Origin of the sequence: Marinomonas sp. MED121 (assembly GCF_000153025.1) — a bacterium.
Lineage (GTDB): Bacteria > Pseudomonadota > Gammaproteobacteria > Pseudomonadales > Marinomonadaceae > Marinomonas.
Map to the genome: position 1 here is coordinate 204,329 of NZ_CH672432.1, position 26,998 is coordinate 231,326.

The 26,998-nt window shown below is 40.3% G+C and carries 27 protein-coding genes; 6 read left to right on the top strand and 21 right to left on the bottom strand.

What is annotated here, in order from left to right; genetic code table 11:
* Positions 1-13 precede the first annotated feature (13 nt).
* From paaD to MED121_RS16185, 6 genes are all read right to left on the bottom strand, one after another.
* On the bottom strand, positions 14-607 hold the full coding sequence (gene paaD, locus MED121_RS16160) for a 1,2-phenylacetyl-CoA epoxidase subunit PaaD (RefSeq protein WP_009834796.1): 594 nt from the start codon (positions 605-607) through the stop codon (positions 14-16).
* Positions 591-1,367 carry a 1,2-phenylacetyl-CoA epoxidase subunit PaaC gene (gene paaC / locus MED121_RS16165; RefSeq protein ID WP_009834797.1) on the bottom strand — a complete coding sequence of 259 codons (777 nt, stop codon included), beginning with the start codon at positions 1,365-1,367 and terminating at the stop codon, positions 591-593. Before paaC ends, paaD begins: the two co-directional genes overlap by 17 nt.
* 10 nt (positions 1,368-1,377) lie before the next feature.
* On the bottom strand, positions 1,378-1,659 hold the full coding sequence (paaB, locus tag MED121_RS16170; protein WP_009834798.1) for a 1,2-phenylacetyl-CoA epoxidase subunit PaaB: 282 nt from the start codon (positions 1,657-1,659) through the stop codon (positions 1,378-1,380).
* A 12-nt stretch (positions 1,660-1,671) separates the two neighbouring features.
* Positions 1,672-2,658: a 1,2-phenylacetyl-CoA epoxidase subunit PaaA gene (paaA, locus tag MED121_RS16175; RefSeq protein WP_009834799.1), complete on the bottom strand. Its 987-nt coding sequence runs from the start codon at positions 2,656-2,658 to the stop codon at positions 1,672-1,674.
* Between the two features lie 643 nt (positions 2,659-3,301).
* Positions 3,302-4,483: an AAA family ATPase gene (locus MED121_RS16180; RefSeq protein WP_009834800.1), complete on the bottom strand. Its 1,182-nt coding sequence runs from the start codon at positions 4,481-4,483 to the stop codon at positions 3,302-3,304.
* A gap of 67 nt (positions 4,484-4,550) precedes the next feature.
* Positions 4,551-5,381: a helix-turn-helix domain-containing protein gene (locus MED121_RS16185; protein ID WP_009834801.1), complete on the bottom strand. Its 831-nt coding sequence runs from the start codon at positions 5,379-5,381 to the stop codon at positions 4,551-4,553.
* 80 nt (positions 5,382-5,461) lie between these two features.
* On the opposite strand from MED121_RS16185, the gene MED121_RS16190 reads away from it, so the two are divergent.
* Positions 5,462-5,941: a carboxymuconolactone decarboxylase family protein gene (locus MED121_RS16190; protein WP_009834802.1), complete on the top strand. Its 480-nt coding sequence runs from the start codon at positions 5,462-5,464 to the stop codon at positions 5,939-5,941.
* Positions 5,942-6,316: 375 nt separating this feature from the next.
* On the opposite strand, the gene pcaF is transcribed toward MED121_RS16190, so the two are convergent.
* The 4 genes from pcaF to MED121_RS16210 all read right to left on the bottom strand — a co-directional run bounded on the left by pcaF (position 6,317) and on the right by MED121_RS16210 (position 10,929).
* Positions 6,317-7,543, bottom strand: a complete 1,227-nt coding sequence (gene pcaF, locus MED121_RS16195) for a 3-oxoadipyl-CoA thiolase (protein ID WP_009834803.1) — start codon at positions 7,541-7,543, stop codon at positions 6,317-6,319.
* Positions 7,544-7,634: 91 nt separating this feature from the next.
* Entirely contained in the window at positions 7,635-9,272 is a 1,638-nt protein-coding gene (locus MED121_RS16200) for a 3-hydroxyacyl-CoA dehydrogenase (protein ID WP_009834804.1), read from the bottom strand.
* Positions 9,273-9,283: 11 nt separating this feature from the next.
* Positions 9,284-10,090 carry a 2-(1,2-epoxy-1,2-dihydrophenyl)acetyl-CoA isomerase PaaG gene (gene paaG, locus MED121_RS16205; RefSeq protein ID WP_009834805.1) on the bottom strand — a complete coding sequence of 269 codons (807 nt, stop codon included), beginning with the start codon at positions 10,088-10,090 and terminating at the stop codon, positions 9,284-9,286.
* A 50-nt stretch (positions 10,091-10,140) separates the two neighbouring features.
* A complete protein-coding gene (locus tag MED121_RS16210) occupies positions 10,141-10,929 on the bottom strand; it encodes an enoyl-CoA hydratase-related protein (protein WP_009834806.1) in 789 nt (262 codons plus the stop codon).
* 158 nt (positions 10,930-11,087) lie between these two features.
* Here MED121_RS16210 and MED121_RS16215 point away from each other — a divergent pair, with 158 nt between their 5' ends.
* From MED121_RS16215 to MED121_RS16235, 5 genes are all read left to right on the top strand, one after another.
* Positions 11,088-11,693, top strand: coding sequence for a phenylacetic acid degradation protein PaaY (locus MED121_RS16215; protein ID WP_009834807.1), 606 nt, complete (start codon positions 11,088-11,090; stop codon positions 11,691-11,693).
* Positions 11,694-11,794: 101 nt separating this feature from the next.
* On the top strand, positions 11,795-12,724 hold the full coding sequence (gene paaX / locus MED121_RS16220) for a phenylacetic acid degradation operon negative regulatory protein PaaX (RefSeq protein WP_009834808.1): 930 nt from the start codon (positions 11,795-11,797) through the stop codon (positions 12,722-12,724).
* A gap of 198 nt (positions 12,725-12,922) precedes the next feature.
* Positions 12,923-13,720, top strand: a complete 798-nt coding sequence (locus MED121_RS16225) for a MotA/TolQ/ExbB proton channel family protein (protein WP_009834809.1) — start codon at positions 12,923-12,925, stop codon at positions 13,718-13,720.
* Complete coding sequence (locus tag MED121_RS16230; protein ID WP_009834810.1) at positions 13,720-14,496, top strand: OmpA family protein; 777 nt, start codon at positions 13,720-13,722, stop codon at positions 14,494-14,496. Before MED121_RS16225 ends, MED121_RS16230 begins: the two co-directional genes overlap by 1 nt.
* Before the next feature lie 12 nt (positions 14,497-14,508).
* A complete protein-coding gene (locus MED121_RS16235; protein WP_009834811.1) occupies positions 14,509-14,937 on the top strand; it encodes a PilZ domain-containing protein in 429 nt (142 codons plus the stop codon).
* Between the two features lie 78 nt (positions 14,938-15,015).
* Here the strand turns inward: MED121_RS16235 and MED121_RS16240 are convergent, their stop codons facing one another.
* From MED121_RS16240 to MED121_RS16290, 11 genes are all read right to left on the bottom strand, one after another.
* Positions 15,016-16,188: an O-succinylhomoserine sulfhydrylase gene (locus tag MED121_RS16240; RefSeq protein ID WP_009834812.1), complete on the bottom strand. Its 1,173-nt coding sequence runs from the start codon at positions 16,186-16,188 to the stop codon at positions 15,016-15,018.
* A gap of 102 nt (positions 16,189-16,290) precedes the next feature.
* Positions 16,291-17,799, bottom strand: coding sequence for an amidophosphoribosyltransferase (gene purF, locus MED121_RS16245; protein WP_009834813.1), 1,509 nt, complete (start codon positions 17,797-17,799; stop codon positions 16,291-16,293).
* 120 nt (positions 17,800-17,919) lie between these two features.
* Positions 17,920-18,453 carry a CvpA family protein gene (locus MED121_RS16250; protein WP_009834814.1) on the bottom strand — a complete coding sequence of 178 codons (534 nt, stop codon included), beginning with the start codon at positions 18,451-18,453 and terminating at the stop codon, positions 17,920-17,922.
* Between the two features lie 74 nt (positions 18,454-18,527).
* Positions 18,528-19,118 carry an SPOR domain-containing protein gene (locus MED121_RS16255; protein ID WP_009834815.1) on the bottom strand — a complete coding sequence of 197 codons (591 nt, stop codon included), beginning with the start codon at positions 19,116-19,118 and terminating at the stop codon, positions 18,528-18,530.
* Between the two features lie 34 nt (positions 19,119-19,152).
* Positions 19,153-20,385, bottom strand: a complete 1,233-nt coding sequence (gene folC, locus MED121_RS16260; protein ID WP_009834816.1) for a bifunctional tetrahydrofolate synthase/dihydrofolate synthase — start codon at positions 20,383-20,385, stop codon at positions 19,153-19,155.
* 4 nt (positions 20,386-20,389) lie between these two features.
* Positions 20,390-21,250: an acetyl-CoA carboxylase, carboxyltransferase subunit beta gene (gene accD, locus MED121_RS16265; RefSeq protein WP_009834817.1), complete on the bottom strand. Its 861-nt coding sequence runs from the start codon at positions 21,248-21,250 to the stop codon at positions 20,390-20,392.
* Positions 21,251-21,281: 31 nt separating this feature from the next.
* Entirely contained in the window at positions 21,282-22,091 is an 810-nt protein-coding gene (gene trpA, locus MED121_RS16270) for a tryptophan synthase subunit alpha (protein WP_009834818.1), read from the bottom strand.
* A 1-nt stretch (position 22,092) separates the two neighbouring features.
* Positions 22,093-23,301 (bottom strand): tryptophan synthase subunit beta, encoded by a 1,209-nt coding sequence (trpB, locus tag MED121_RS16275; RefSeq protein WP_009834819.1) that lies wholly within the window; start codon positions 23,299-23,301, stop codon positions 22,093-22,095.
* A complete protein-coding gene (locus tag MED121_RS16280) occupies positions 23,291-23,911 on the bottom strand; it encodes a phosphoribosylanthranilate isomerase (protein ID WP_009834820.1) in 621 nt (206 codons plus the stop codon). Before MED121_RS16280 ends, trpB begins: the two co-directional genes overlap by 11 nt.
* Positions 23,895-24,722 carry a tRNA pseudouridine(38-40) synthase TruA gene (gene truA, locus MED121_RS16285; RefSeq protein ID WP_009834821.1) on the bottom strand — a complete coding sequence of 276 codons (828 nt, stop codon included), beginning with the start codon at positions 24,720-24,722 and terminating at the stop codon, positions 23,895-23,897. Before truA ends, MED121_RS16280 begins: the two co-directional genes overlap by 17 nt.
* Complete coding sequence (locus tag MED121_RS16290) at positions 24,715-26,997, bottom strand: FimV/HubP family polar landmark protein (protein ID WP_009834822.1); 2,283 nt, start codon at positions 26,995-26,997, stop codon at positions 24,715-24,717. The genes truA and MED121_RS16290 overlap by 8 nt, the downstream gene beginning before the upstream one ends.
* Between the last annotated feature and the right edge of the window lies 1 nt (position 26,998).

Genomic DNA, 26,998 nt, shown 5'->3' on the forward strand with positions numbered 1-26,998 from the left:
TACTCATCCAGTGTTAAATACACTTAAAATAATCAAAGGCTTCACGACAATCATTACATTGGTACAGGGCTTTACAGGCTGTTGAGCCAAATTCACTTAATAGTCTCGTATCTTGACTCTCACAGTGAGGACAAGGGATATCGCGATCAATGAGACTCGCTTTACTTACCATGCCTTTAGGTGGCGCTATACCCACTGCTTTTAATTTTTCACGACCCTCTTGGGTGATAAAGTCACTACTCCATGCAGGTGAAAGCGCCTGTTTGATGTTCACATTTTGATAACCCGCGCCCTCCATGGCCTCCATGATCAAATCATTGATAAGATCGGTGGCGGGACAACCAGAATAGGTTGGTGAAACAGCTAAGGTTATTTGCCTCATGTGTACGCTGATATGACGTACTATGCCTAAATCAAGAATACTGACACTTGGTATTTCAGGGTCTTGAACCTGACTTAACACCTGCCAGATTGCCTCTTTCTCATAGCTTGCTTGATACTTAAGATCACCCTGCAAATCTGTCACCAAAAGTTGGCCCGTCAAGTCCTCTTGATTAAAGCGACTTGGCGCCAAAGGTTTAGGACTAGGTTTACCAAACTTTCGCATCCGGATAAGCCCTCTGTAAATATTGCATTTCAGTCAAAATAAAACCCAAACACTCAGTGTGCTCTCCTTGCTTGCCACCCATATACATCCAAGCTGCATAGTCAGGTCTATCTAGGGTGGCTTGAGTCAAGATTGTCTCAATAGAATGCTTCCAAAGTTGGCTAGTTTTACTGGCATCAGGTATTAATCCGTCCGTTTCAAGCATGTCATCAACCTCATCCTTGGATAGCAGCTCACCGGTAAAACGCCATGCGTTATTTATGGCTGTTTGCATTTTTTCATGGCTAACGTCTGTCCCATCACCTAAACGAATGACCCATTGGCTGGAACGCCTTAAGTGATAAGAAACTTCCTTGACCGCTTTATCCGCAATCGACCTGATTCGCTCATCATTTGAATCCTGTAAAGATTCCAATGTCGCCAAATGCCAAGCATCAAAGAAAAATTGCCTAGTAATGGTGTCTGCAAAGTTGCCATTTTTTTGTTCAACCAAGAGAAAGTTATAAAATTCATGTGCATCTCGGCGAAACGCTAAATGATCAGGATTACGTTTTAAAGGGTCTAACTCACTGGCATATTCATACCAATTTCTTGCTTGCCCTATTAGGTCAAGTGCCACATTACTTATTGCTAACTCTTCTTCTAATGAAGGGGCATCGCCACATAGCTCACATAAGCGTTGAGATAAAATCAAATTAGAATCAGCAAGTCTCAGTAAATAATGAAACAGAGCGGTGGTTTGAGTGGTGTTAGAATTCATTATGCATCCTCTACATATGACCGACTTCGTCGGGTAGCTCATAAAAAGAAGCGTGGCGATATATTTTATCTTGAGAAGGATCAAATAAAGCCTCTTTATCATCCAAAGCAGATGCCGTAATCATTTTAGACGGCACGACCCAAATGCTGACACCCTCACAACGTCTGGTATAAAGCTCCCTAGCATTTTCCATTGCCATAGCATCATCAATGGCGTGAACACTGCCCACATGTTTATGATTAAGACCATGCTTACTTCGAACAAAGACTTCATATAATGGATATTCTGACATCTTAAGCTCCTGTTAAATCGCTTCAATTTTGTGTTTATTGGCATAGGCAACGGCGGCTTCTCGCACCCAAGCACCTTGATCAATGGCATTCTTTCGTTTCGCTAATCGCTCTTGATTACAGGGCCCATTTCCCTTCAACACGGCATAAAACTCGTCCCAGTCAATATTGCCAAAATCATAATGACCCGTTTCTTCATTCCACTTTAGATCTGGATCAGGGACTGTACAGCCAAGGAACTCTAGTTGTGGGATAGTCTGATCAATGAACATTTGACGTAGTTCATCATTTGATTTGCGTTTGATCTTCCAGGCCAAGGATTGCTTTGAGTTGGGGGAATCATCATCTGTTGGGCCAAACATCATAAGAGAAGGCCACCACAATCGATTAATTGAATCCTGCACCATGGCTTTTTGCGCTTTGGTACCATGGCGCATTATGGTTAATAAAATCTCGTAGCCTTGGCGCTGGTGAAAGCTTTCTTCCTTGCAAATACGTACCATAGCGCGGGAGTATGGCCCATATGAAGTTCGCTGTAATACCACCTGATTAACAATTGCGGCCCCATCAACTAACCAGCCAATGGCCCCCATATCAGTCCAATTTAGAGTGGGATAATTAAAAATACTGGAGTATTTAGCTTTACCTGAATGAAGCTTTTCTATTTCAGTATCTCGATCCGCGCCCAATGTTTCCATCGCACTGTACAAATAAAGACCGTGGCCAGCCTCATCTTGTATTTTTGCTAATAGCTGCAATTTACGCTTTAAAGTTGGCGCACGTGTTAGCCAATTCCCTTCGGGTAACATACCGACAATTTCAGAATGAGCGTGTTGAGAAATTTGTCGAATTAGGGTTTTTCTATAAGCATCTGGCATCCAGTTCTTAGCTTCAATTTTAATCTCAGCATCTATTTTGGCCTGAAACTCACTCTCGTCCTTATTCATTTCATCGATACTTTTGACCTTTTTCACACCGGTCTCAACAAGCTGAGCGTACATAACTACTCCTGTATACAATTATCAAAACTTTTCCAAGTACCTAGTTAGAAGTACCTATTAGTTAGCTACTAAAAAGTTAACGACTAAAAAGTTACCGACAAAAACTTGTCTACTAAAAAGCTGTCTTCTATGCCTTCTAAAAAGTCACCTAAGATGAAGCAACTGATTTAAATTTAGTTAATACAAAGATAATATGACACAACATACACATAAAACAACACAATAACGTATCATAAAACCTTCACTTCATATGAAAGCAAGATTTTTTATTGCTTAATCATTGTTTTAATTAAAATTATTTAGAACACATAAAAATTAAATTATTTTATCTTTATGTGTCACTTATCGCTTTTATGTGTACTGATATATTTTTACATGGCCAAAATTAAACGATTTGAACCGTCAATAGTGGCCAGAGATTTTGATTAAAGGCAGGAGATACTAGGTGCTAACTAGCTGACATCAAGTCAGGAATAATTTACAAAAGTAGAGTCAAACAAGATTTGAGAAATAGCGACTTGTTCAAACGACTAGAAATAGCGACTTTGAATTGCTCTAAGGTCATTAAGGGATAAGGGCGCTAAAGGATAATTAGCTTTTCCGCCCTAACATAGAAAGAAGATTGGTTTAATAAAGAAAAATACTATTTGCCAGCATCTGGCCAAATCCAATGAGGCTCATCAAGCATCCCTTGACCAAGCACACATGTTTCACCTAAACGTTTTTCAAGGCAAACACTATTGCACTCATCATGTCTTTCAAGTGCTGAAATCAGTCGTGAGGCGTGAGACACCACCCAGACCTGTGTTCGTTCTGAGGCGTTGATAATAAGCCTTGATAAAGCGGGCAATAAATCAGGGTGTAAGCTCGTTTCTGGCTCATTTAGTACCATTAAAGGAGGGGGTCTTGGCGTTAACAGTGCAGCAACCCATAAAAGATAGCGTAAAGTACCATCAGATAGCTCCTGTCCTGAAAGTGGCCTTAACAATCCATGCTGATAAAATTCAATCGCAAAACGCCCATCCTCTCTAATGGCAACGCCTAATTGTGCTCCTGGAAAAGCATCACTAATGGCATCAGCAAGAGCATTCGAATCCCCAATTTCGATGATGGTTTGTAATGCTGCAGCAAGATCCCTCCCGTCATGATGCAGTACTGGCGTTCTTGTGCCTAATTGAGCTTGTCGTGCTGGCGCGTCGACATCACTTCGAAAGTGATCATAAAAACGCCAATTTCTAATATTGTCTCTTAAGGCAACAACCTCAGGGGTTCTATCTGGATCTGATATTTGACTAAAAATACTATCAAAGCTTGCAATGCCTTGACTCATGACTTGCCATTCACGCCCTTCTCTCACTTTAACTAAACTTGAATCACGATCTATTAAGCTTGCTGCTGGACGATAAGCATTAGAATCACCATAAGAGCCCCAAATACACTCTCTTTTAATTTCAGGGTCTAATGAGAAAGCTGAATCGCTTGGTTTAGGTAAACCTAAGGAGATAGAGTAGGAAAAATTATCACTACTAAAGCCTAGCCTTAACCTTTTCACTTTTTGCCTAGGCCCGCCTTGTATTGGCACTTCTGCACGTTTCATACTATTGGATAATGTCTCTGGCCCAGCCCAGAAGGTAGATTCTAATCCGCCTTCTTTAGCAAGGGCGTTTACCACCCCACCTTGTGCTGTTTCAGCAAGTAACCTTAAAGCCTTATACAAGTTTGATTTACCGCTGGCATTAGCACCGGTAATCAAGTTAAGTTTTCCTAGGGGGATAACAAGCTTCAATAAAGAGCGATAATTGGAAACTGAGAGACAATTTATCATGTGAAATATTCCTTTATTAATTAGTCTTTAATCTCTAGTTTTAAATGTTGTTAAATAGTTTATCTTCTTACTGAGCGCGCTCAATCTGTTTCTTTAACTTTTTATACTGTTTAGGCGTTAAATTCATAAAGAACTTAAACTCTCTTATAAAGTGAGCTTGATCATAATAGCCATTATCGATTGCTAACTGAGTTAAGCTTTCATAATCCCCACTTGATAACCTGTCTTTAACCTTATTTAGCTTCATGAGTCTTTGATAAACTTTTGGACTGATACCAACGTACTGTTTAAATTTTCTTTGAATTTCTCTAGCCGAGATGCCAGACATATCCGCCAATAACACTAATGGCATATCCTGTTCGCGCTTAAAAAGCGTAATGAGAGATTCTAATTTATCCTGAACTTGTAAATGATAATGAGACAAGTTATTGATTAAACTCTCTTCTACTTTTCTCAGTAAACTTTCTCCATTTCCTGTTTGAATTTCATTTTCAAACTTGATGTACATATGATGAGCAGTTACAAAATGCGCCTCATTAGAAATCTCTATTCTATCAATTAACTGCTCTATTCCATTCTCTAAGAAAGCAGAACCCGTACCAGGGTGAAAATTAATACCGAGTGTGCAAATTTGATTATTAAAACCAATCTCAAAAAGCGCTTTACTTGGCCCTACTACCACGGCCTGCTTTGAAACCCTGTGCGATTGATTATTTCTTGATAATCTAATCTCATCGCCATAGTTAAACAAAATGCAAGAACCACAATCGCTTAACAAGCTAAAGGCTAATACCTCTTTGTTCTTATCATGTTGTGCCAACCATATGGCTTGTACATAATCACCCAAAGGTGGCTCAGGAGAAATTTTAAGATAATTAATATCATCAAGTGTTGGCATTAAGTCGTTTTTATCCAATTTTTAATAAAGCGTTAAGTCTAATCTTGCTTCATACAATTAATCCATTAAGGAGCAATACCATGTCACAAAGACTTAACCATTTTCAAGCATCCCCTGGCGCAATCAACACTTTAATTGACGCTGAAAAGTATATTTCTAGCTGTTACAAGATCAAAAATACCTTGGATAAAACCCTATCAGAATTAGTGAAAATACGTGTATCACAGATTAATGGCTGCGCTTACTGTCTTGATATGCACTCTAAAGATGCAAGAGCATTAGGAGAAACAGAGCAAAGGTTGCATAGCTTAATAGCATGGAGAGAAACAAACTTTTTTAGTGAAAAAGAGCGTGCAGCGTTAGCTTGGGCCGAAGCAAATACATTAATTCATCAAAATGAAATTGATGACCACCTATACAAGTCAACGATAGAGCATTTCACAGAAGAACAACTTGTAGACTTGACCTTGGTTATTACCACGATAAATAGCTGGAACCGTATTGCGATAAGTTTCAAACCTGAAGTGGGCAGCTATCAAGTTGGCGACTTTGACCTTTGACCACCCTAGATTGTTTATTAAATTGATTGTTTTTTAAAATAATAGCAATTTACGTAGAACAAATACGTAAGTACAAAATGGGTCATCTATTATCTATCTTGAGAATAGATGACCAAACTGTCAATAAATGCTTTTGGTAGGGAAAGTGTCGCACTTCGGACTTGAATTCGGGGACGCTTAGCAACTATTTAAGAAATACCTTAATGAATAAGTTGTCGACAGAAATAATAATGAAAAAGAGACTATTAAGGTTGAGTGAAGAAATTCATATAAGAAGCATAATATTTTGCTTCTTATATGAATGCCTTTAAAGGTCAGAACGTATCATTAAAGGCATTATTTTAATCACCTAAGGTTTATCAGCAGAAAAGTCACTTACACTCGCTCAATCACCATGGCGATACCTTGACCCACACCAATACACATGGTGCAAAGTGCATATTGAGACCTTTCACCTCGCTCTGCTTTCAACTCAAGCTCATTAAGGGCTGTGGTAATTAATCTAGCCCCGCTCATACCTAGCGGATGCCCTAAGGCAATCGCGCCACCATTGGGATTAATGCGTTTGTCATCATCAGATAAGTCTAGTGAGCGAATCACAGCTAGAGCTTGAGAGGCGAACGCTTCATTAAGCTCAATCACGTCCATGTCATCCAAACTTAGCCCCAACTGAGTCAAGACTTTTTGGGTTGCGGGTACTGGGCCTATGCCCATGTATTTTGGCTCAACACCAGCGGTTGCCATGCCAAGAATCTTACCTCTTGGTTTTAATTGATGGGCAACAAGTGCTTCATCACTGGCTAATAACAGTGCGCAAGATCCATCATTAACGCCAGATGCATTACCCGCGGTCACTGAGCCTTCTTTTTTAAACGGGGTTTTTAGTTGAGATAATTGCTCTAAGCTACTCAATCTCGGGTGCTCATCAATAGAAAAAATCGTATCTTCTTTTTTTCTATGCTTTATTGCCACCCCTACTATTTCTCTATTAAACCGACCATTTTTTTGAGCATTAGCCGTTTTTTGCTGACTGTTAAAGGCAAACTTGTCTTGATCTAAACGGCTAATTTGATGCTTACTGGCAAGATTTTCGGCGGTTTCGGGCATTGAATCAGTGCCGTACTCTTCTGCTAATGCCGCATTAATAAAGCGCCAACCTATTGTAGTGTCATATATCTGTGCCTGACGACTAAAAGCCTGTTCTGCTTTTGCCATTACCATAGGCGCTCTGGACATAGACTCAACACCACCAGCTATCATCAAACCTGTTTCTTTAGATTTTAGGGCTCTTGCAGCATACCCAATAGCATCCATCCCCGATCCACATAATCTATTGATCGTTGTACCAGGCACTTTTGTTGAAAAGCCCGCTAGCAATGTACTCATTCTAGCGATATCGCGGTTATCTTCTCCCGCTTGATTGGCACAACCTAAAATTACATCATCGAGCAAGCTAAAATCTAATTTTGGGTTTCTGTTTTCAAGTGCGTTTAAAACAAGTGCACCAAGATCATCTGGCCTAATACTTGATAAACCACCAGCATAGCGACCAATTGGCGTTCTGATTGCATCGATAATATAAGCGTTTGTTAATTGCTTCATGTTTATGCTCCATTGCTTTAGTGAGCAAGCTCAATATATTTGATAGTGTGATTGTTTTATTCCGTTCTAGAAATCAAAACATTAAATAAAACTAATAGAATGTTTCACCCGTTAAACTAAGACGTTTAATAAGAGATGAGGCTCGATATCTTTCTTCGCCATAATGAGCCTGTAAGTGACTAAGCACTTGAAAAACATAGTCAACACCTACCCTTTGCCCCCAAGCCAAAGGGCCTTGCGGGTAATTCACTCCATAACACATAGCAATATCTATATCCTTCGCACTGGCAATACCCTGCATACAGGTTTGTGCTGCCTCATTAGTTAGCATGGCCAAGGTCCTCATAACAATAAGACCTGGGATATCTTCAAGCGCGATTAAATCAATCTCTATTAATTTAAACAGTGTCATAGCATCTTGTATGGCTTGATTTGAACTAAAGGCTGAAACACTCATTCCCAAACTTGTTACCTGTTCAAAATCAAATGCCATATCGATTAAAATCAGATTATCTATTGCCTCTAAGGCACTTCGCTCTGTGGCTGTTCGACCATCCGTTAAGGCCACAACCGCTTCACCGTATTTTAGATAGGTAAAAGGTATCTCGTTTTGCAATTGACTCTCACTGATCAAACCAATTTTGTTAAAACGCGTTATTAGTCGCTTTAAGGGATGAGCTGGCTGATTTTTAACATTAGGTTGCGAATGCCCCCCTCGATTTGAAACAGGCAATAATTCAACCTGTGATGATGTCTTATAAGAGTCAGAAGCATTTAGAACACATAACTTTTCGTTTCCAAGCTCACTAAAATTTGAAGCGGTATTTAATTTTTGACCACTGTCATCATAAGTATAAAAGCCTCTTGCTGCTTTTTTACCTAGAAAGCCAGCTTCGACTAACGACTTTTGCGTTAATGAAGGCTTAAACTTAGGATCTTGATAATAGGCATTAAAAACAGACAGGGTCACCGCGTAGTTAACATCGTGACCAATAAGGTCCATTAGCTCAAACGGGCCCATTCTAAATTGCCCCGCCGTTTTCATAAGACGATCAATTTGTTGGATACCAGCCCCTTGCTCTTCATATATTCTTAACGCTTCAGCATAAAAAGGTCGCGCAACACGATTCACTATAAACCCTGGTGTGCTTTTAGTCTTAACAGGCGTTTTTCCCCACAAAAGGCAGGTGTCATACAGTTGTTTTGCAATAAGTTGATCACTTGCCAAACCACTAATCACTTCTACAAGCGGCATAACAGGAGCAGGGTTAAAAAAATGTAAGCCTAAAAAACGCTCTGGATATTTAAGGCAGGAGGCAATTGCCGTTATAGAAATTGAAGAGGTATTTGAGGCTAATATACATTCAGGTTTACAGATTAATTCTAAGGCTCTAAATAAGGATTGTTTAATTTCTAGCGTTTCTACAATGGCTTCAATAATAAGATCAGCAGACTTGAGTTCGTCTAGGGAATGCAGCGGAATAATATTGGCAATACAAGTATCATAGTGTTCGCGCGTTATCGTGCCTTTTGCTACTTTTTTATTCAGTAATAATGAAATTGATTCCTTAGCCCTAAAACTGGCTTCCTCATTTTGGTCATATAAAAAAACTTTGTGTCCAGCTTGAGAAGCCACTTGTGCAATTCCTGCCCCCATTGCTCCAGCCCCCACAACACCTATGTGCGCGTCAGGCTTTAAACTTGCCCTATTTTCAACTTGATGTTTCATTTCACAACCTATTATTTACCCGTAAAATTTGCTGGACGCTTTTCAATAAATGCAGCAACCCCTTCTTGGTAATCTGAGGATCTACCCGCTAGTCGCTGTAAGTCGCGTTCCAAATCAAGTTGTTCGTCAAAACTTGTCTCTTCACTTGCGTGCAGCGCGCGTTTAATTAAAGCGAGCCCTTTAGTCGGTTGAGTTGAGAAGTGATGAGCCATTTGCATTACCTCATCCATAAAACTTTCATTATCAATAGCACGCCAAATCATGCCCCAAGCTTCCGCCTGCTCAGCTGACACCTTATCGCCTAATAAAGCTAACCCTTTAGCTCTTGCCATGCCTAAAGTCTTAGGCAAACTCCAGGTCCCACCTGAATCAGGAATAAGGCCAAGCTTACAAAAAGCTTGAATAAAACTGGCAGATTTTGCGGCTAAAACAATGTCACAGGCCAAAGCAATATTTGCCCCTGCTCCAGCAGCAACGCCATTTACTGCACAAATAACAGGCATAGGTAGGGCTTTAATTTTACGAACCATGGGGTTATAACGTTTTTCTAATGAATCACCTAAATCGGGAGTATGAGCCCCAGGTGCAACATTACGGTCTGAAAGATCTTGACCTGCACAAAAACCACGTCCAGCACCAGTAATAACGAGCACACGCACGCTCATATCTTTTTCGACCTGCTTCAAAGCACTTCGCATCTCATCATGCATTTGACTATTAAAACTGTTTAATTGATCAGGACGATTTAGTGTAATCAGAGCAATTCCCTTGTTTATGCTAAACAATATAGTCTCAAACCCTTTAGTATCATGACTCATGCCGACTTCCTTTATGCTTCTCTTTAAATGGTCGTATTTCAAAAATCAATTTATCTACCTTTAAACTCCGGTTGACGCTTTTCTTTAAAAGCCGTTAAACCTTCTTTTCTGTCTTCTGTTGCCGCCAGCAAGCAAAAGGATTGGCGCTCAAAAGCCAAACCTGTGTTTAAGTCGGTATCTTGTGCTGTTTGTATGCTTTTTTTAATCATGGCAACCGCTAGTTGGGCTTGTTGTGCAATTGTATTCGCTAAGGTTAAACCTCTTTCCAAGCTTAATTCAGGTAAGCAGATTTCGCTTATAAGGCCTGATTTCAATGCCTGTTTTGCATCTATCGCCTCCCCTGTTAATGCCATTTGCATGGCCATAGATTTACCAACCGCATGTAATAATCTTTGGGTGCCACCAGCTCCTGGCATAACGCCTAGCTTTATTTCTGGCTGTGCAAATTTTGCATTATCACCCGCAATTATTATGTCTGCATGCATGGCTAGCTCACATCCACCACCAAAAGCATAACCATTTACCACAGCAATAATCGGCTTCTTACTGGCAGCAATTTGCTGCCAGTAAGAAACCCTTTTATCCAACAAAACTCCTTGCATATCGAGTGCTGACATTTCATTGATATCAGCACCGGCAGCAAACGTTTTTTCATTACCCGTTATTAAAATGACGGCAACATCTTCATCCTCATTCGCTAAAGACACATGATTTGAAATTGCACTAAGCAACGCATTGTTCAGAGCATTTAAATGATCTGGTCGGTTGAGCGTTAACACACATACGCCATTGCTAAGCTTATTAATAAGTAAAACAGGTTCTGACTTTATTGAGGACATAAGCAATTCACTGCATCATTTTTTAAACATTCATAAATAAGACTTAACTGGATTATAATTAATTTATGATACAGGTCAATTTGTATTTATTTCTATTTATGTGTCATATTAACCTTATTAAACAGCTCATCAATTAATCAAGATTGTAAGGATCTTATATGCCCTGTTATAAGTTAGATGGAATTTGTCCCATTGTTCATCCAACAGCCTTTGTACACCCAACCGCAGTACTCATTGGTGATGTACAAATAAAACAAGACTGTTATGTCGGACCAAATGCCTCCTTACGTGGGGATTTTGGCAGAATCATCATGGAGCAAGGCTCAAACGTACAAGACAATTGCGTTGTGCACGGATTTCCAAAATCAGACACCTTAATTGAAGAAAACGGTCACGTTGGACATGGCGCGATTTTGCATGGTTGTATCGTCGGTAAGGATAGCTTGATAGGTATGAATGCCGTCATTTTAGATAATGCCATGATTGCCCCTCGCTGCTTAGTGGGTGCAGGCGCAATTGTGAAGGCTAACTTTGAATGCGAACAAGAAACTCTTATTCTCGGTTCACCTGCAAAAGTGATACGTAAACTTTCAAAAAAAGAAATATTATGGAAGTATGATGGTACCCAAGAATATCAAAACCTCAGTCGTCGCTGTCATGCCAGTCTAGAAGAATGTTCACCATTAAGAGAGGCAGAACCCAATCGAAAGCGTATGGATGATTTTATTTCGAACAAAACATTAAGCCCCAAAAACGATACTTAATTGCAGGCTAAGCATATGTTTTAATTAGCTAAAATGAATGACTAAGCGATATAATCAACTAACATTAAAATACCCAATTAAATAGCCTGGAACTGTCGACTATGTCAGCAAAGAGTGAGTTAAATATTCTAATAGAAAACTTTAAGGAACAGCGACCTTTAAGGGCGGGCTCCTTAATCATCAGTCTATTTGGAGATGCAATTACTCATAGGGCAGACAATGTTTGGCTAGGCAGTTTATTTAAATTAGTAGAACCCTTTGGGATTAATGAAAGGTTAGTACGTACCTCAGTCTATCGTCTTGTTAATGAGAATTGGCTTCAAGCAGATAAACAAGGCAGACGAAGCTATTACGGCTTAACACAGTCAGGTGCTAAGCGTTTTCATGCTGCTTTTGAGCATGTTTACCAAATGACGACACCCTATTGGCAAGGTAGCTGGTGTCTGGTTTTTTTAAATCAACTTGATGCTGAAAAGAAAAAACAGGTTAAAGAGGAGCTACATTGGCTAAGTTTTGGCTCTCTTGGTAACGATGTCATGCTTCACCCTAGAATTAAACGCTTAGACCTTTTACCTTTACTCAAAGATTGGCACTGTCATCAAGACATCATTGTTTTACAAACAGAATCATTATCTGAAAAAAGCCCACAAGCCCTTTACCAACAGGTTAAAGAAAGCTGGAACCTAGATCAACTTGGTGCTAAATACCATGATTTCATCCAAGCATTTGAACCCCTATATTTAGCAAGCAAGCATTTGATGGATTTATCCGATGAAGAATGCCATTTAGCGCGTACTCTATTGATTCATGAATATCGCAAAATTGTTTTAAAGGACCCACAGTTACCAGACCCGTTACTACCTGAAGAATGGGAAGGATATCAAGCAAAGCATTTGTGCCGTAGTTTGTATCAAGCCTTATTCTCAAATGCAGATCTTTGGCTGAACCAGCATCTAGAAAATGAAAATGGCAAACTCCCTCCAATAGGTGACTCATTTTATTCAAGATTTGGGGGCTTAGCCCAATTTTGATCTTAACAATAACCCTGTTACACTGACTTAAAATTACATTTTGCTACATTGTGTTAATGAGACCTTTTTTATTCCCATAGGAAATAAGAATTTAGCGAAAAATCACGAGTTTCGTACTCTTTTATTAACGCTTGGTGTATTTTTAAAAAACATAGGTTAAATTATTAACGTTTTGATTTTATTAAGGTAACGCGGCAGATGGATTTCACTTCACTTATTGGCATTATTTCCGGCTTTGGCTTAATCATATATGCAATTATGCTTGGAAGTAGTGACTTTACAATATTCCTCAATGTGCCCGGAATCATGATTGTAATAGGTGGCACATTAGCCGCCACCTTAGTGACCTTTCAAATTCGAGACACATTAGCCGCCTTTAAAGCCGGGTTTATTATTTTTGCGCAAGATAAACAAAACCCACAGGTGATGATAGCCACCATGCTTCAAATCACTAAACTGGCTCGCCGAGAAGGTTTAATCGCCCTTAGTCGCGTTGAAGCCGACTCTCCCTTTCTAAAGCGTGCGCTCAATATGGCAGCGGATGCCAATGATGAAGATTACATTCGTAAAACATTACAAGCGGATATTGATTCACTGAAAATGCGTCACTATGTGGTACAAGATGTATTTAAAAAAATGGGATCCTATGCCCCTGCCTTTGGTATGCTGGGTACCTTAGTAGGTTTGATTCAAATGCTATCCAAGCTTGATGACCCTGAAGCCATTGGCCCTGCCATGGCGGTTGCTCTATTAACGACCTTTTATGGTTCCTTAATGGCGACCGTTATCTTTTTACCTATTGCAGGTAAACTCAAAGCAAGGACTATACTTGAAATTCAGACCCTTGAAATTATTCGTGATGGTACCGTGAGCCTGATGGGGAGTAATAACTATTTAGCCGTGTATGAGAGGTTATCCTCTTATATTCCAGCTAAACAAAGAAAACTTCCAACAGCAAGTGATAAGGGTGACGAAAAGCCAGCAGGTAGACGCTGATGAATGATGATCCGTTATTTGAAAACGATGAACCTGTCGATTGGATATTCACCTATGCCGATCTTATGTCACTTTTGTTGGTCTTTTTTATTCTGCTTTTTAGCATGTCTAAAGTTTCAAAATCCACTTTAGAATCCGCCCTTTCATCCATTCAAATTGCCATGAGCAGTAAAGGCGCCAACGTCTCACAACAGCCAGATAAATATTCAGATGGTGGTGAAAAAGTCATCATGCCTGAAAGACAAGAAGTGGGTATTGATAAAGATTTATTAGTACCAACAACTGATACTGCCAGTGCGGCTGAAGCGCTTGAAGCGGAGAAGCTCGAAGAAATAAAAGCCATGGCTGAGGTTGTTAGTGAACAAATAGAAATAACGCAATTAAGCAACGTTGTAACAGTACTACAAAACGGTGATCAGCTTATCATTACAGTAGATGGGCAAACCTTATTTGAATCGGGTGAATCGGAATTGTCTTGGCAGTCTGATTATATTTTTGAAGAACTGATAAAAATGTTTAAGTTTTATTTTGAGTTCTCCATCAACATAAAAGGTCATACGGATAATATTCCCATTCGAACGGTTAAGTTCCCAAGTAACTGGGAGTTATCAGCGATTCGTGCAACCACTGTACTAAGATACTTTTTAGAAGAAGGGATAGGTGCACAACGAATGACAGCAACAGGCTATGCTGACAGTGTGCCTATTGCACCTAATAATAACGAAAATAATCGAGCGTTAAATAGACGCGTTGAATTTGTACTAGAGAAAAATTAAGCGACTAAACCAATGGAAAATGTTGAAGAAATTGGATTTACTTACGAGTCCTCAAATAAGCGTAATGCCGTTAGGGTCGACACTCACGGATACCCACTTGTGTTCCACATAGACAGTGAAACACGGTTTAATTGTACCGATCTAAGCTTTACAGGCTGCTCTCTCGCGGATACACCTCAATATGAGCTGGATACCTTGGTAAAATTTGTCGTCACTTACAAGGGCAAAAAAGTTGGCGCCTTGATAGGTAAAATGGTTTATGCAAGACCAGAATCAACCAGCTGGCAATTCACCAAAACCCAAGAAAAAGTGCAGGAATTTATTGAGAAATTTGTGCTTCAAGTTCAAAAAATAGAACTTAAAAAAGAAGCCGAAAAAAGGCGAGCAGAAAAAGAAGCCGAGTTTCTCGCTCAAGATGACGATGATCTTGAACCGAAATAGTCTAATTTAAAGTCATAGGCGATATATAAGACATAAAAAAACGACCCAATGGTCGTTTTTTTATACCTCAATACCAAGTTATAACGTATCAAGACCTGTTTTCAAATCATTGATAATATCTTCAATATCTTCAAGACCAACAGAAACCCTTACTAAGCCCTCAGCAATACCGGCCTTTTCCTTTTGCTCAGCCGATAACCTACCATGAGTCGTCGTAGCAGGATGAGTTACCAAGGTTTTTGTATCACCTAGATTACCTGTGATGGACATCAATTTAGTACCATTAATCACTTTCCATGCAGCTTCCCTCCCCCCTTCAACAACAAAAGAGAGTAAGCCTCCAAAATCTTTCTGCTGACGTTTAGCTAGCTCATGATATTTATGACTTTTTAAACCACCATAATTCACTTTAGCCACCTTAGGATGTGACTCTAACCACTGAGCTAATTTCATCGCATTAGCTGAATGAGCCTGCATGCGCAAAGCAAGCGTTTCTAAAGAGTTCACAAGATTCCAAGCATTAAATGGACTCATTGCAGGTCCTGCACTTCTCATAAAGCCTGTAAACTCGTCAATGAGCGCTTGATTAGCAATCAAGGCACCGCCTAAACAGCGCCCCTGCCCATCAATAAATTTAGTTGCTGATTGCATCACAATATCAGCACCTTGTGTCAGTGGGTTTTGTAAAGCAGGTGTTGCAACAACGGTATCAACACAAAGTAGTGCACTCTTAGCATGACAAATATCTGCTACCCTTTGCACATCAACAACCTCATACAAAGGATTAGAGGGCGTTTCAAAATAACAAAGGCGAGTTTTATCATCGACTAAAGACTCCCATCCCGCATAATCTGTGGCATCTACATAGACAACGTCAATACCAAATTTTGTGGTATAGGTATCAAAAAACTTAATAGACGAACCAAAGATGTTACGTGAGCAAACGACTCTATCACCTGATTTTAATAAGGTGTAAGCAAGCGTCATTAACGCAGCCATTCCTGAACTAGTGGCAATCGCTGCCTCGCCTTTCTCAAGCGCCGCTAACCTTTTTTCAAACAATGCCACTGTCGGGTTAGTAAATCGGGAATATACATTGCCATCCATTTCACCACCAAACATTGCCGCCGCTTCTTCAGCACTTGAATAAGCAAAACTCGACGTCATAAAAATGGCTTCGCTATTTTCCTGCTCATTAGTTTGTTGGATACCTGCATGAATTGCTTGGGTAGCGTCTTTATATTCCGACATAATATTTTCCTAACACGAATCAGAGACTTTCATCTCTATACAATCATAAAAAACGAGGTAAATAAGAGGGTTAACGAACAGCCCTCTTATCATTAGAGGTTACTAGAATGGGCGCATCATGTCATTTGATTGTGGCTGAGAATCTTGCTTTTGCGTATCTTTTCTTGAGGCTTCAAGCCCGTTTAAATAGCTCTCATCTATATTGCCAGTAATATAATTACCATCAAATACTGAGGTATCAAATTCACGCACATCAGAGTGCTTTTCATCAATACAAGCATCGATAAGGTCGCTTAAATCTTGAAAGATAAGACCGTCAGCGCCAATCAATTTACAAATTTCAGCAACATCACGGTTATGGGCAATTAACTCTTCAGCCGCAGGCATATCAATACCATAAACATTTGGATAACGAACCTCTGGCGCTGCAGACGCGATATAAACCTTCTTTGCACCAGCGTCACGGGCCATTTCAATAATTTCTTTACTGGTCGTGCCTCGTACAATAGAGTCATCCACCAATAATACTGCTTTATCTTTAAACTCAAATGGCACTGGGTTAAGTTTTTGACGAACAGATTTTCGTCTCACTTCTTGGCCTGGCATGATGAAAGTTCGACCAATATAGCGATTTTTAACTAACCCTTCTCGAAAAGGAACCCCAATTTCTTGTGCTATTTGAAGTGCGGCAGTACGACTGGTATCAGGGATGGGAATAACCACATCAATATCTAAATCTGCCCATTCAACTGCAATCTTTTTCGCCAGTTTTTCACCCATATTAATACGCGCTTTATAGACAGAAATATTGTCTATCACGGTATCTGGACGAGCAAAATACACATATTCAAACAAACATGGTCGCGAAACTTTTTCAGGGGTGCACTGCCTAAAATGCACTTGCTGCTTAAGGTCCATGAAGATGGCTTCGCCAGGCTTAATATCGCGCTCGATTTTAAAGCCTGCCGCATCTAAAGCAACACTTTCGGATGCAATCATGTACTCAGTATCACCAGCTTCTGTAATACGCGAACCATAAATCAATGGGCGAATACCATCCGGATCACGAAAAGCTAATATGCCATACCCTGTAATTAAGGCAACAACGGCATAACCACCTTCAATACGGCTGTAAACACGTTCAACCGCATTAAAGATATCATCAGGATTCGGTATTAATTGACCTTCTTGATGAAGCTCATGGGCCAAAACATTCAATAGCACTTCAGAATCTGATGACGTATTGATATGACGAAGGTCTGATTCAAATACTTCTTGTCCCAATTGCTTGGTGTTAGTCAAATTGCCATTATGAGCAACTGAAATACCATAAGGAGAGTTTACATAGAAAGGCTGAGCTTCAGCTGAACTTGAAGTACCCGCAGTAGGATAACGTGCGTGCCCGATACCAATATTACCTAATAGCTTTTTCATGTGGCGAGTTCTAAAAACTTCGCTAACAGAACCATTATCTTTGCGTAAGCAAAGTTTACCATTGTGGCTTGTTACCATGCCCGCAGCATCTTGACCACGATGCTGTAGTAAGGTTAACGCATCATAAATTGCCTGGTTAACCAGTGAAGTGCCCACGATACCAACTATACCGCACATGCTTATTTCCTCGTGTTTGGGGTGGTGATAATCACCAAAAACTCAAGAAACTGTTTTTAATGCTAATCTGATTGGATTCAATAAATCACAATCAGTCTGTCATCTATTGAACAAGTTTCTCTAACTGCCTAGAGCGCGATCTATGAGAGAAGGATCAATTAAATCCGAACTCTTGCCTAACACATCACGCGCCCAATCTTTAAGTACGACCAACTTAGGTACTAACTTAGATTCTTTCCAAAAGCCCGTTTCTGTTACAACTGGGCTTAAACTTAACAAAGAAACAAAGGCCACTAGAATAAGTGTACCTCTTGCAAAACCAAATAACATACCTAGCACTCTGTCCGTACTGGATAGGCCAGTTATTTTTATTAAAGAGCCAAGTAAAAAATTGACTAAGGCGCCAATACACAAACTGGCAACAAAAAGAGAAGCAAAAGCCACGATATAGCGTATTTGATCATTTTGGACCTGATCAACAATAAGGCTTTGCATAGGGGAAGAGAATTTAACGGCAATAACAAAGGCTAATACCCAAGTAATTAAAGACAGAACTTCTTTAATAAATCCGCGTTTTAAGCTTAATAAGGTAGATAGAGTAATGACTGCGAAAACAACCCAATCTAAGGTTGCGATAGAACTAATTTGATCCATATTTGCCTCATCTAATTCGCAGTGAAGTTTACCAGAAGCCGTTTAAATGCCAAGGTAAAAAGCGATAAATGAAACTAATTTGCCGAATATTTTACAACAAAACCTTCAAGAGAAAACTTCTTCTTAATCTCTTGTTTCAAAGACTCAGATCTTGCACGCTTTATTTCAGGCCCTACAAAAACCTTAAATAAGCTTTTGGTCGTGACGGTATAAGCGGGATAGTTAGCCGCTTGCAATTTTTTAACCAGATTATTGGCATTTTCACGGCTTTTAAAGCTGGCTATTTGCAGTGTCCAACGTGTTTTTGAACTCGTTTTTTCTAGCTTTTTAACAACGACAGGCTTTTTGACTTCGTCTTTTACAACAGCTATTTTTTTGACAACTGGTTTAGACTCAGCCTTAGCTGGTGCAACCACTTTTGCATCTTGGGCAGCGGTTATATTAGTTTCATTTTGCTTGTTATATTCCACTTGTTTTTCAACAATGGGTAAAGGCTCAACAGATTTAATCACGACTTCAGGTATAACCGGTGCTTTAGACACCTTAATATCCACATCTAACTCTGGCGGTCTTTCACCATCCAAAATAACAGGTAATAGTGCTGCAGCTACCACTAGCATAATGCCAGCACCAATGAGTCTGTGTGTTGAAGTCTTATCAAGCATTTAAAAAACCTGCATTATCATTATGCGAATAAACTCAGTAATTTTGTTGATGATGACTAATACAATCAGCAACGGTCACAAAAGAGCCAAATACAATAACCAAAGCGCCCTCATCTTTAGCCCTGCTAACAGCAGCATCAAAGGCACTTGTGACATTTTCAAACAAGTTAACCTCGTCTAGGTGTGCCGATAACGATAAAGCGCTTGCACCGCGTGGACCAGGTAGGTCAGCAAGATACCAGCCTTGAAACTCATTTTTAAGAATGGTTAAAACGCTTTCAATGTCTTTATCATGCAACATACCACAAACAGCAATAGCGCTTTGACCTGACTCTGCTAATTTGCGTTTTAGTTCCAACGCAGCTTCAGGGTTATGAGCCACATCTAGTACCACCTTAGGTGAAGTCATCAATGTTTGATAGCGCCCTGTCAAACTTGCATTTTGCATAAGCAAATTAATGGTATTAAAGTCTAATTCGAAACCACTATAGCTTAACAACGCCAAGACAGTAGCCGCATTTTCTATCGGCAAACTTGGCACGCTTAAACCTGAAAGCGATTGACCATTGCCTTGCCAAGACCAAGTATCATCCACTTGCGTAAAACTAAAATCTTCTCCCTTTTGCTTCAGCAGAGCGCCGATACGAGATGAGGTAGCTCTAAGGCTTGCAGGTGGATTATTGACTCCACTAATGAGAAGTTTCCCAGATCGGGCGATACCTGCTTTTTCCTGTGCAATGATGTCAAGGGAGTCGCCAAGCCAATCAACATGATCAAGTGAGATTGATGTTACAGCAGCTACATCGGCATCAATCATATTGACAGAATCTAAACGCCCACCAAGACCCACTTCTAATACCCAATAGTGTAACTCTGCATTGGAGAAGATATGAATCGCAGCCAAGGTATTGAACTCAAAGTAAGTCAGCTCAATATCGCCACGAATCGCTTCAATATGCTCAAATGCTTGACAAATAATCTCATCAGAAACGGGTTCACCGTTAATCGCTATACGCTCGTTAAAACGAACAAAATGCGGCGAAGTAAAGGTACCTACTGAGTACTTTTTCTGGCCCAAAAAATGCGTCAAAAAAGCACAGGTTGAACCTTTGCCATTAGTGCCAGAAATCGTGAAGATTTTTTCACTTGGGCGTTGATAATCGAGCTTTGCCAAAACAGCAGAGCAACGATCTAAACCAAGTTCAATATTGTTTGGGTGTTGGCTTTCTATATAAGAAAGCCAATCAGGAAGGGTTTTAGCGGGCATTAAATTAAGCAGCCTTATTCGTGAGAATAGACAAGATGTTATACAAACGATCGCGTAAATCATGACGTTTGATAATCATATCCAACGCACCTTTATCTAACAAAAACTCACTACGCTGAAAACCTTCAGGCAGTTTTTCACGTACTGTTTGTTCGATAACACGAGGGCCAGCAAAACCAATCAAAGCATTTGGCTCTGCCACATTTAAATCACCCAACATGGCAAGAGAAGCAGAAACACCACCAAATACAGGATCAGTCATAGCAGAAATATAAGGAATACCTTGTTGCTTCATGCGCTCAAGGCCAGCACTTGTTTTTGCCATTTGCATAAGCGAAATTAGCGCTTCTTGCATACGGGCGCCACCACTGGCAGAAAAGCAAATTAAAGGGATACGCTTTTCAAGACAAACATTAACCGCTTGAATAAAACGCTCTCCTACAATTGACCCCATTGAACCACCAAGGAAGCTAAATTCAAAGGCAACCGCCACAACAGGCATACCATTTAAGGTACCTTCCATTGCAACAAGCGAATCTTTTTCACCCGTATTTTTTTGAGCAGCAACCAAACGATCTTTATAACGCTTTGAGTCCTTAAACTTAAGCTTATCTTCTGGCTCTAGTTGAGCAGCAATTTCAAAGCGGCCCTCTTGATCTAAAAACAGGTCGAGACGACGACGAGCACTGACTCGCATATGATGATCACACTTAGGGCAAACATCTAAATTCTTTTCAAGCTCTGGACGGTACAAAACATTTTCACATTTTGGACATTTTTTCCAAAGACCTTCAGGCACTGAACTACGAGATTTTGCTTCACTTCTAAAGTTTGAAGGAACAAATTTATCTAGCCAACTACTCATTTAAACTCCAATTCTGTCTTTTGATACTGACTTATATTTTGTCCATGCTTTGACGCATAGGCGCTAAGATATCAGCAAGTGCCTTTACCACAACTTCGTTAGTTTGTGTTTGATTATCTGCAATTGCATTCACCAAGACACTCCCTACGATAACACCGTCAGCACATTGGCTAACGGCTTTTGCTGTTTGGGCATCACGAATACCAAAACCGACACCAATAGGTAAGTCAGTAATTTCTCTTAAACTATCAACATGTGAGCGAACACTGTCTACATCTAGCGCTGCAGAACCAGTAACCCCCTTCACTGACACGTAATACACATAGCCCGACGCTTGTTCGCAGATTTTTTTAGCTCTGCTTTTTGTTGTTGTCGGTGCCAATAAATAAATTAAATCAATATTATTCTGCGAGAAGCATTCTACTACATCTGTCGCCTCTTCTGGAGTCAGATCGACCAATAAAATGCCGTCAACACCTGCTTCTTGTGCTGCTTTTGCAAATTTTTCGTAGCCAAAGAACTCAATCGGGTTTAAATAGCCCATTAAAACAACAGGTGTTGAATTATCTTTGCTTCTAAATTCGGCCACTATGTCTAATACTTTAGGCACGCTAATGCCTGCAGCAAGTGCTCGCTCACAGGCTAATTGAATAACGGGACCGTCAGCCATGGGGTCAGAAAAAGCCATTCCTAACTCTATGATGCTAGCGCCTGACTCAACCAAACCATGCATAATATCAACCGTATGGTTTGGGCTTGGGTCACCCGCTTCAACGAATGGAATTAAGGCTTTTTTATTGGCCGCTTTAAGTTCGGCAAAACATGTTTTAATACGACTCATTTTACACCTCAACCCCATCAAGCTCAGCAACAGTTAAAATATCTTTATCACCACGACCTGATAAATTCACCACAACAATTTGATCTTTATCCATTGTTGCCGCTAATTTCATTCCATATGCCACTGCATGACTTGATTCTAATGCTGGCATAATTCCTTCTAGACGCGTTAGATCACGGAAACCATCCATCGCTTCGTCATCATTGATCGCCACATAATTTGCACGACCTATGTCTTTTAACCAAGCATGCTCAGGCCCAACACCAGGATAATCCAAGCCCGCTGAAATAGAATGAGTGCCACTTATTTGGCCATCTTCATCTGCCATTATATAAGTACGGTTACCGTGAAGCACACCAGGACGCCCTGCTGTCAATGGTGCAGCATGCTCCCCTGTTTCAACACCATTACCGCCTGCCTCAACACCATACATAGCTACTGATTTATCTTGAATAAAGGGATGGAACATACCAATTGCGTTTGACCCACCACCAACACAAGCAACAACAGCATCAGGCAATCGACCTTCTTGTGCCATACATTGCTCTTTCGTTTCACGTCCAATCACGGCTTGAAAATCCCTCACCAATTTAGGGTATGGGTGCGGACCTGCGGCAGTACCAATAATGTAGAAGGTATCATCAACATGACTAACCCAATGACGCATAGCTTCGTTTAAGGCATCTTTTAATGTTTGTGTACCTGAATCAACAGGAACCACTTCAGCACCGAGTAGCTTCATACGATAAACATTCAAAGATTGTCGCTTGATATCTTCTGCGCCCATGAATACTTTGCAATTTAAGCCCAATCGCGCAGCAACAGTTGCTGAGGCCACACCATGTTGACCGGCACCTGTTTCAGCAATGATATTTGGCTTACCCATATGTTTTGCCAATAACGCCTGACCTATGGTGTTATTAATTTTATGGGCACCTGTATGGTTTAGGTCTTCTCGCTTTAAATAAATTTTTGCACCGCCTGCTTTTTCAGTCAGCCTTTGTGCAAAATACAGTGGCGATGGACGACCCACATAATGCGCTAAATCTTTATCAAATGCGGCTTGAAAATCAGCATCTTTAGACATGGTCTCATAAAGCGCAGTTAAGTCTTCTAATGCCGCCATGAGAGTTTCAGATACAAAAACACCACCATACTGGCCAAAACGGCCATTTTGATCTGGTAGGTTATCCGGTATTTTATTGTCCACGTTTAGCTCCACTTATAAATTGTTGTACTTTATTATGATCCTTAATGCCTTTTGATAACTCAACGCCCCCACTGACGTCGACAGCATAAGGTTGTACTTGTTCTACTGCTTCACGGATATTACTCACCGTTAATCCGCCAGCTAAAATAATGGGCTTGCTTGCCTTAGTTGGCACCAAATCCCAGTTAAAACGCTCTCCCGTACCACCAGGCACGCCAGCTTTATAAGCATCAAGTAAGATGGCACTAGCATCAGGAAATTTTGTTATCTCTTGTTCAATATTGGCATCAGGCTTAACCCTTAGCGCCTTAAGGAAACTACGCTGATATTGTCGACAAGTTTCATTGCTTTCATCCCCATGAAACTGAATAAGCCAACGCGGACTATGATTAATCACAGAGGATACAAGGCTCTGATCAGCATTGACGAATAAAGCAACAGGGGTAACAAATGGTGGCAAGCAGTTCACTATCTCATTTGCTTTTTCAGGTGAGATATAACGGGGAGATTTATCATAAAAGACAAAACCCAAGGCATCAGCACCTTGCTCACATGCATGCAAGGCATCTTCTAAATTTGTAATTCCACAGATTTTAACGCGGCAATTCATAGCTTGGCTCTTCAAAATGAGGTAAAAAATGTGGTCCTAACGCCACTTTTGGCACTTTAAACTCTGGCGGATATTCTGCATCAACAAAATAAAGCCCTTCTGGAGGACCTGTTATTCCACCTTTAGTTCTATCCTTAGCCGCCAAAACTTTACTGGCCCATGATACCTCTTCTTCCCCTGCACCAATAGTCATTAAAACACCGGCAAAGTTACGTATCATATGATGTAAGAAAGCATTGGCTCTGATATCTAGCACGATATATTGACCAGACTGGTAAATTTCAAAGTTCAAAATGGTTCTTACAGGTGTGTGAGCTTGACAGCCAACCGCTCTAAATGAACTAAAATCGTGCTTACCAACAAAGACTTTCGCTGCTTGCTGCATTTTTAGAATATCGAGCTTTTTATGTGTCCAAGTCACTTCTTTGGACATAATAGCAGGACGCAAAGGATGAGAATAAATCACATAACGATAACGTCGACTAACGGCACTAAAACGGGCATGAAAACTGGGATGCATATTCGCCGCTGCAACAACGGCAATGTCTTTAGGTAGGTTTGAGTTTACCCCCAGCGTCCAAGCTCTTTCGCTACGCTCAACATCCGTCTCGAAATGAACCACCTGAGCACTGGCATGAACACTGGCGTCGGTTCTACCTGCACATACCACTTTTATGGTATGTGCAGCGATTTTTGATAACGCCTCTTCTAAACACTTTTGTACAGTTGGGACATCATATTTCTGTGCTTGCCATCCCTTGTATTCTGATCCTTTATATTCAACAACTAACGCGACTTTCTTTTTACTCACTTGGTGACATCCGATCAATCATACTCTGTGCTTCTGAAACCTGAGTTTCGTTTCCTGACGTTAATACGTCTTCAAGGATAACTCTTGCACCTTCTTCGTCACCCATATCCATATAAGCTCTGGCTAAATCTAATTTCGTTGCCATTTCATCACCACTGGCATCAAAGAAGTCGAACTCTTCTTCTTCGTCACTGGCTTCATCATCTTCAATGGCATCTTCTTCAGTGAATGAAGGAACCTCTAAATCATCCTCTTCTGCTTGTGCTTCTGTTAACGACTCTTCGATACTATTTGCCAAACTTTCATTTGGATCTTCATCAAAAATCGCAGTCTCATCAACATCATCTTGATCTTCAGTATCGTTTAATAAATTATTAACAAAGTCGGCTTCTTCAGAGTCCTCATCATCTAATTCATCTAGAATATCATCCGCAGCATCAGAGACAGGCTCATCAAGTGACTCTTCAAATTCATCCTCAATCTCTGGCTCAGGTTCGATCGTAGGAATTTCATCTTCATCAACCACTTCAAGATCATCAGCATCATCTAGGTCAAAACCAAAGTCTTCTTCTGTCACACCTTCTTCTGCATCATCAAGATCTAACTCTAAATCATCAGCAAAGGCATCATCACCAAAGGCTTGATCTTCAAGGTTTGTCTCTTCAATATCATCACCAAAGGCTTGATCTTCAATGTCATTATCATCAAGGTCATCAGCAAATGGGTCATCTGAAATATCGGTATCAAGATCAGTATCTATCTCATCTTCAACTGTGTCTTCACCAACCGCCCCATCAAAATCAAAAGAGAAGGGATCATCGTCATCCTCTTCTTTTTCCTGAGTAAGCTCACTTTCGGCTTTAGCATCTGCAGCAACAGCTACAGCGGCGACGGGTGCAATAGATTCACTGGCTAAATCAAATTCACTTAACTCGTCGCCTTCATCCTTCTTTTTGCTAGATCGCTTAATCAAGAAGCCAACCAAGACACCAATTAGGAGTAAGAAGACTGAGGCAATTGAGACAAAAATGGGATTACCAAAGAATTGATTAATAAAAGACTGCTCTTCAATCATCTCTTTTTCACGACGTAGTTGATCCGCTTCTAACAATTGATCAACCGTATTTTTCTGTTCTTGTAATGCATTTTGAGCAGACATAAATTGTTGCTGCAACTCGGCTAATTGAGCGTCTTTAAGGCTAATCAACTCTTCAAGGGTTGCCAGCTGAGAATTTAAGTCATCTAATTTTTGACCTAACTCTGCTTTCTCACGGGTTTCTTTGTCTAAATTTTCTTTAGTGGCAGACAGCTCTTGCTCTAATTGAGCCACTTTTTGAGAGTTACCCTCATTTGAGCTTGATGCGTTTTCTGGTAATACGCTCGCACCGGTAATCAAGGATAGTGTATCTTCAGAGATTGCACGCACTTTACTGGCAGGTTTAGAATCGGCTTGCGTATTTAATTGAGCAGACTCAATCTCTTTAGCAATACGACCATTGCGCTTTAAGTCCATCCAAGCTTGATTTTGTTTATCAAATTCCTGCTTAGACATGGCTTTATTAAATAAAGCGATTTGTTCTTTGGTTGGCAACCTTAGAATGGCACCTTCTTTCATTAAGTTGATGTTATTTGCGTAAAAAGCATCTTCGTTCAATGCTTGGATCGCCATCATGGTTTGATAAACCGTTAATTGGGCGCTTTGGTTTGTTTTATCAGCTAAAGACCAAAGAGTATTACCTTGAGAGGTACGATAAGTGCCGCTAGTTGGCATGGATTCAAGTAAGCTTCTAGCATCAACAAAGGTCGTTCTATTGACAGTATTATTGGCCGCATTTGCCACCTTACTTGATTGAACAACCTCATTGCCTGCGCTTTCAACTAAAACAGATTCTTTCAGTGGCACTTTATAACCGCGAACCACTTTGCCACTTGGCCATCTTGCAGATAGCACAAAGTCTAAATTATCAACTTCTAATTTACTTTGACTAACAACATCAACAATTAGCTTGCCATTACTGGGTTGTCTAACTTGAAATCTAAGGCGGGATAATATGCGATTAGGTACGATTTCAGCTTGGCGAAATTCACTTTCACTGCCTAAGCGAATTCTGACATCACCTGGCGTCAGGTTATCTACATCTAATAATTGAATCTCAGCTTTAAAAGGCTCATTTGCCTTAGAAATGGCGGTTAATTCACCAAGTTCAAGAGCATGTGCGGACGTAATGGATAGTGTGCTTGCAACAGCGATACTAACGAGCGTCTTTTTGAGCATA

Coding starts and splice junctions, on each gene's coding strand:
- paaC (WP_009834797.1), bottom strand. CDS start 1,367: ATGAATTCTAACACCACTCAAACCACCGCTCTGTTTCATTATTTACTG.
- paaB (WP_009834798.1), bottom strand. CDS start 1,659: ATGTCAGAATATCCATTATATGAAGTCTTTGTTCGAAGTAAGCATGGT.
- paaG (WP_009834805.1), bottom strand. CDS start 10,090: ATGAGTCATGATACTAAAGGGTTTGAGACTATATTGTTTAGCATAAAC.
- MED121_RS16230 (WP_009834810.1), top strand. CDS start 13,720: ATGAATGATGATCCGTTATTTGAAAACGATGAACCTGTCGATTGGATA.
- MED121_RS16290 (WP_009834822.1), bottom strand. CDS start 26,997: ATGCTCAAAAAGACGCTCGTTAGTATCGCTGTTGCAAGCACACTATCC.
- MED121_RS16190 (WP_009834802.1), top strand. CDS start 5,462: ATGTCACAAAGACTTAACCATTTTCAAGCATCCCCTGGCGCAATCAAC.
- MED121_RS16235 (WP_009834811.1), top strand. CDS start 14,509: ATGGAAAATGTTGAAGAAATTGGATTTACTTACGAGTCCTCAAATAAG.
- MED121_RS16250 (WP_009834814.1), bottom strand. CDS start 18,453: ATGGATCAAATTAGTTCTATCGCAACCTTAGATTGGGTTGTTTTCGCA.
- MED121_RS16185 (WP_009834801.1), bottom strand. CDS start 5,381: ATGCCAACACTTGATGATATTAATTATCTTAAAATTTCTCCTGAGCCA.
- paaD (WP_009834796.1), bottom strand. CDS start 607: ATGCGAAAGTTTGGTAAACCTAGTCCTAAACCTTTGGCGCCAAGTCGC.
- MED121_RS16280 (WP_009834820.1), bottom strand. CDS start 23,911: ATGAATTGCCGCGTTAAAATCTGTGGAATTACAAATTTAGAAGATGCC.
- purF (WP_009834813.1), bottom strand. CDS start 17,799: ATGTGCGGTATAGTTGGTATCGTGGGCACTTCACTGGTTAACCAGGCA.
- paaX (WP_009834808.1), top strand. CDS start 11,795: ATGTCAGCAAAGAGTGAGTTAAATATTCTAATAGAAAACTTTAAGGAA.
- MED121_RS16225 (WP_009834809.1), top strand. CDS start 12,923: ATGGATTTCACTTCACTTATTGGCATTATTTCCGGCTTTGGCTTAATC.
- MED121_RS16240 (WP_009834812.1), bottom strand. CDS start 16,188: ATGTCGGAATATAAAGACGCTACCCAAGCAATTCATGCAGGTATCCAA.
- accD (WP_009834817.1), bottom strand. CDS start 21,250: ATGAGTAGTTGGCTAGATAAATTTGTTCCTTCAAACTTTAGAAGTGAA.
- MED121_RS16255 (WP_009834815.1), bottom strand. CDS start 19,118: ATGCTTGATAAGACTTCAACACACAGACTCATTGGTGCTGGCATTATG.
- MED121_RS16200 (WP_009834804.1), bottom strand. CDS start 9,272: ATGAAACATCAAGTTGAAAATAGGGCAAGTTTAAAGCCTGACGCGCAC.
- trpA (WP_009834818.1), bottom strand. CDS start 22,091: ATGAGTCGTATTAAAACATGTTTTGCCGAACTTAAAGCGGCCAATAAA.
- MED121_RS16215 (WP_009834807.1), top strand. CDS start 11,088: ATGCCCTGTTATAAGTTAGATGGAATTTGTCCCATTGTTCATCCAACA.
- folC (WP_009834816.1), bottom strand. CDS start 20,385: ATGCCCGCTAAAACCCTTCCTGATTGGCTTTCTTATATAGAAAGCCAA.
- MED121_RS16180 (WP_009834800.1), bottom strand. CDS start 4,483: ATGATAAATTGTCTCTCAGTTTCCAATTATCGCTCTTTATTGAAGCTT.
- pcaF (WP_009834803.1), bottom strand. CDS start 7,543: ATGAAGCAATTAACAAACGCTTATATTATCGATGCAATCAGAACGCCA.
- paaA (WP_009834799.1), bottom strand. CDS start 2,658: ATGTACGCTCAGCTTGTTGAGACCGGTGTGAAAAAGGTCAAAAGTATC.
- MED121_RS16210 (WP_009834806.1), bottom strand. CDS start 10,929: ATGTCCTCAATAAAGTCAGAACCTGTTTTACTTATTAATAAGCTTAGC.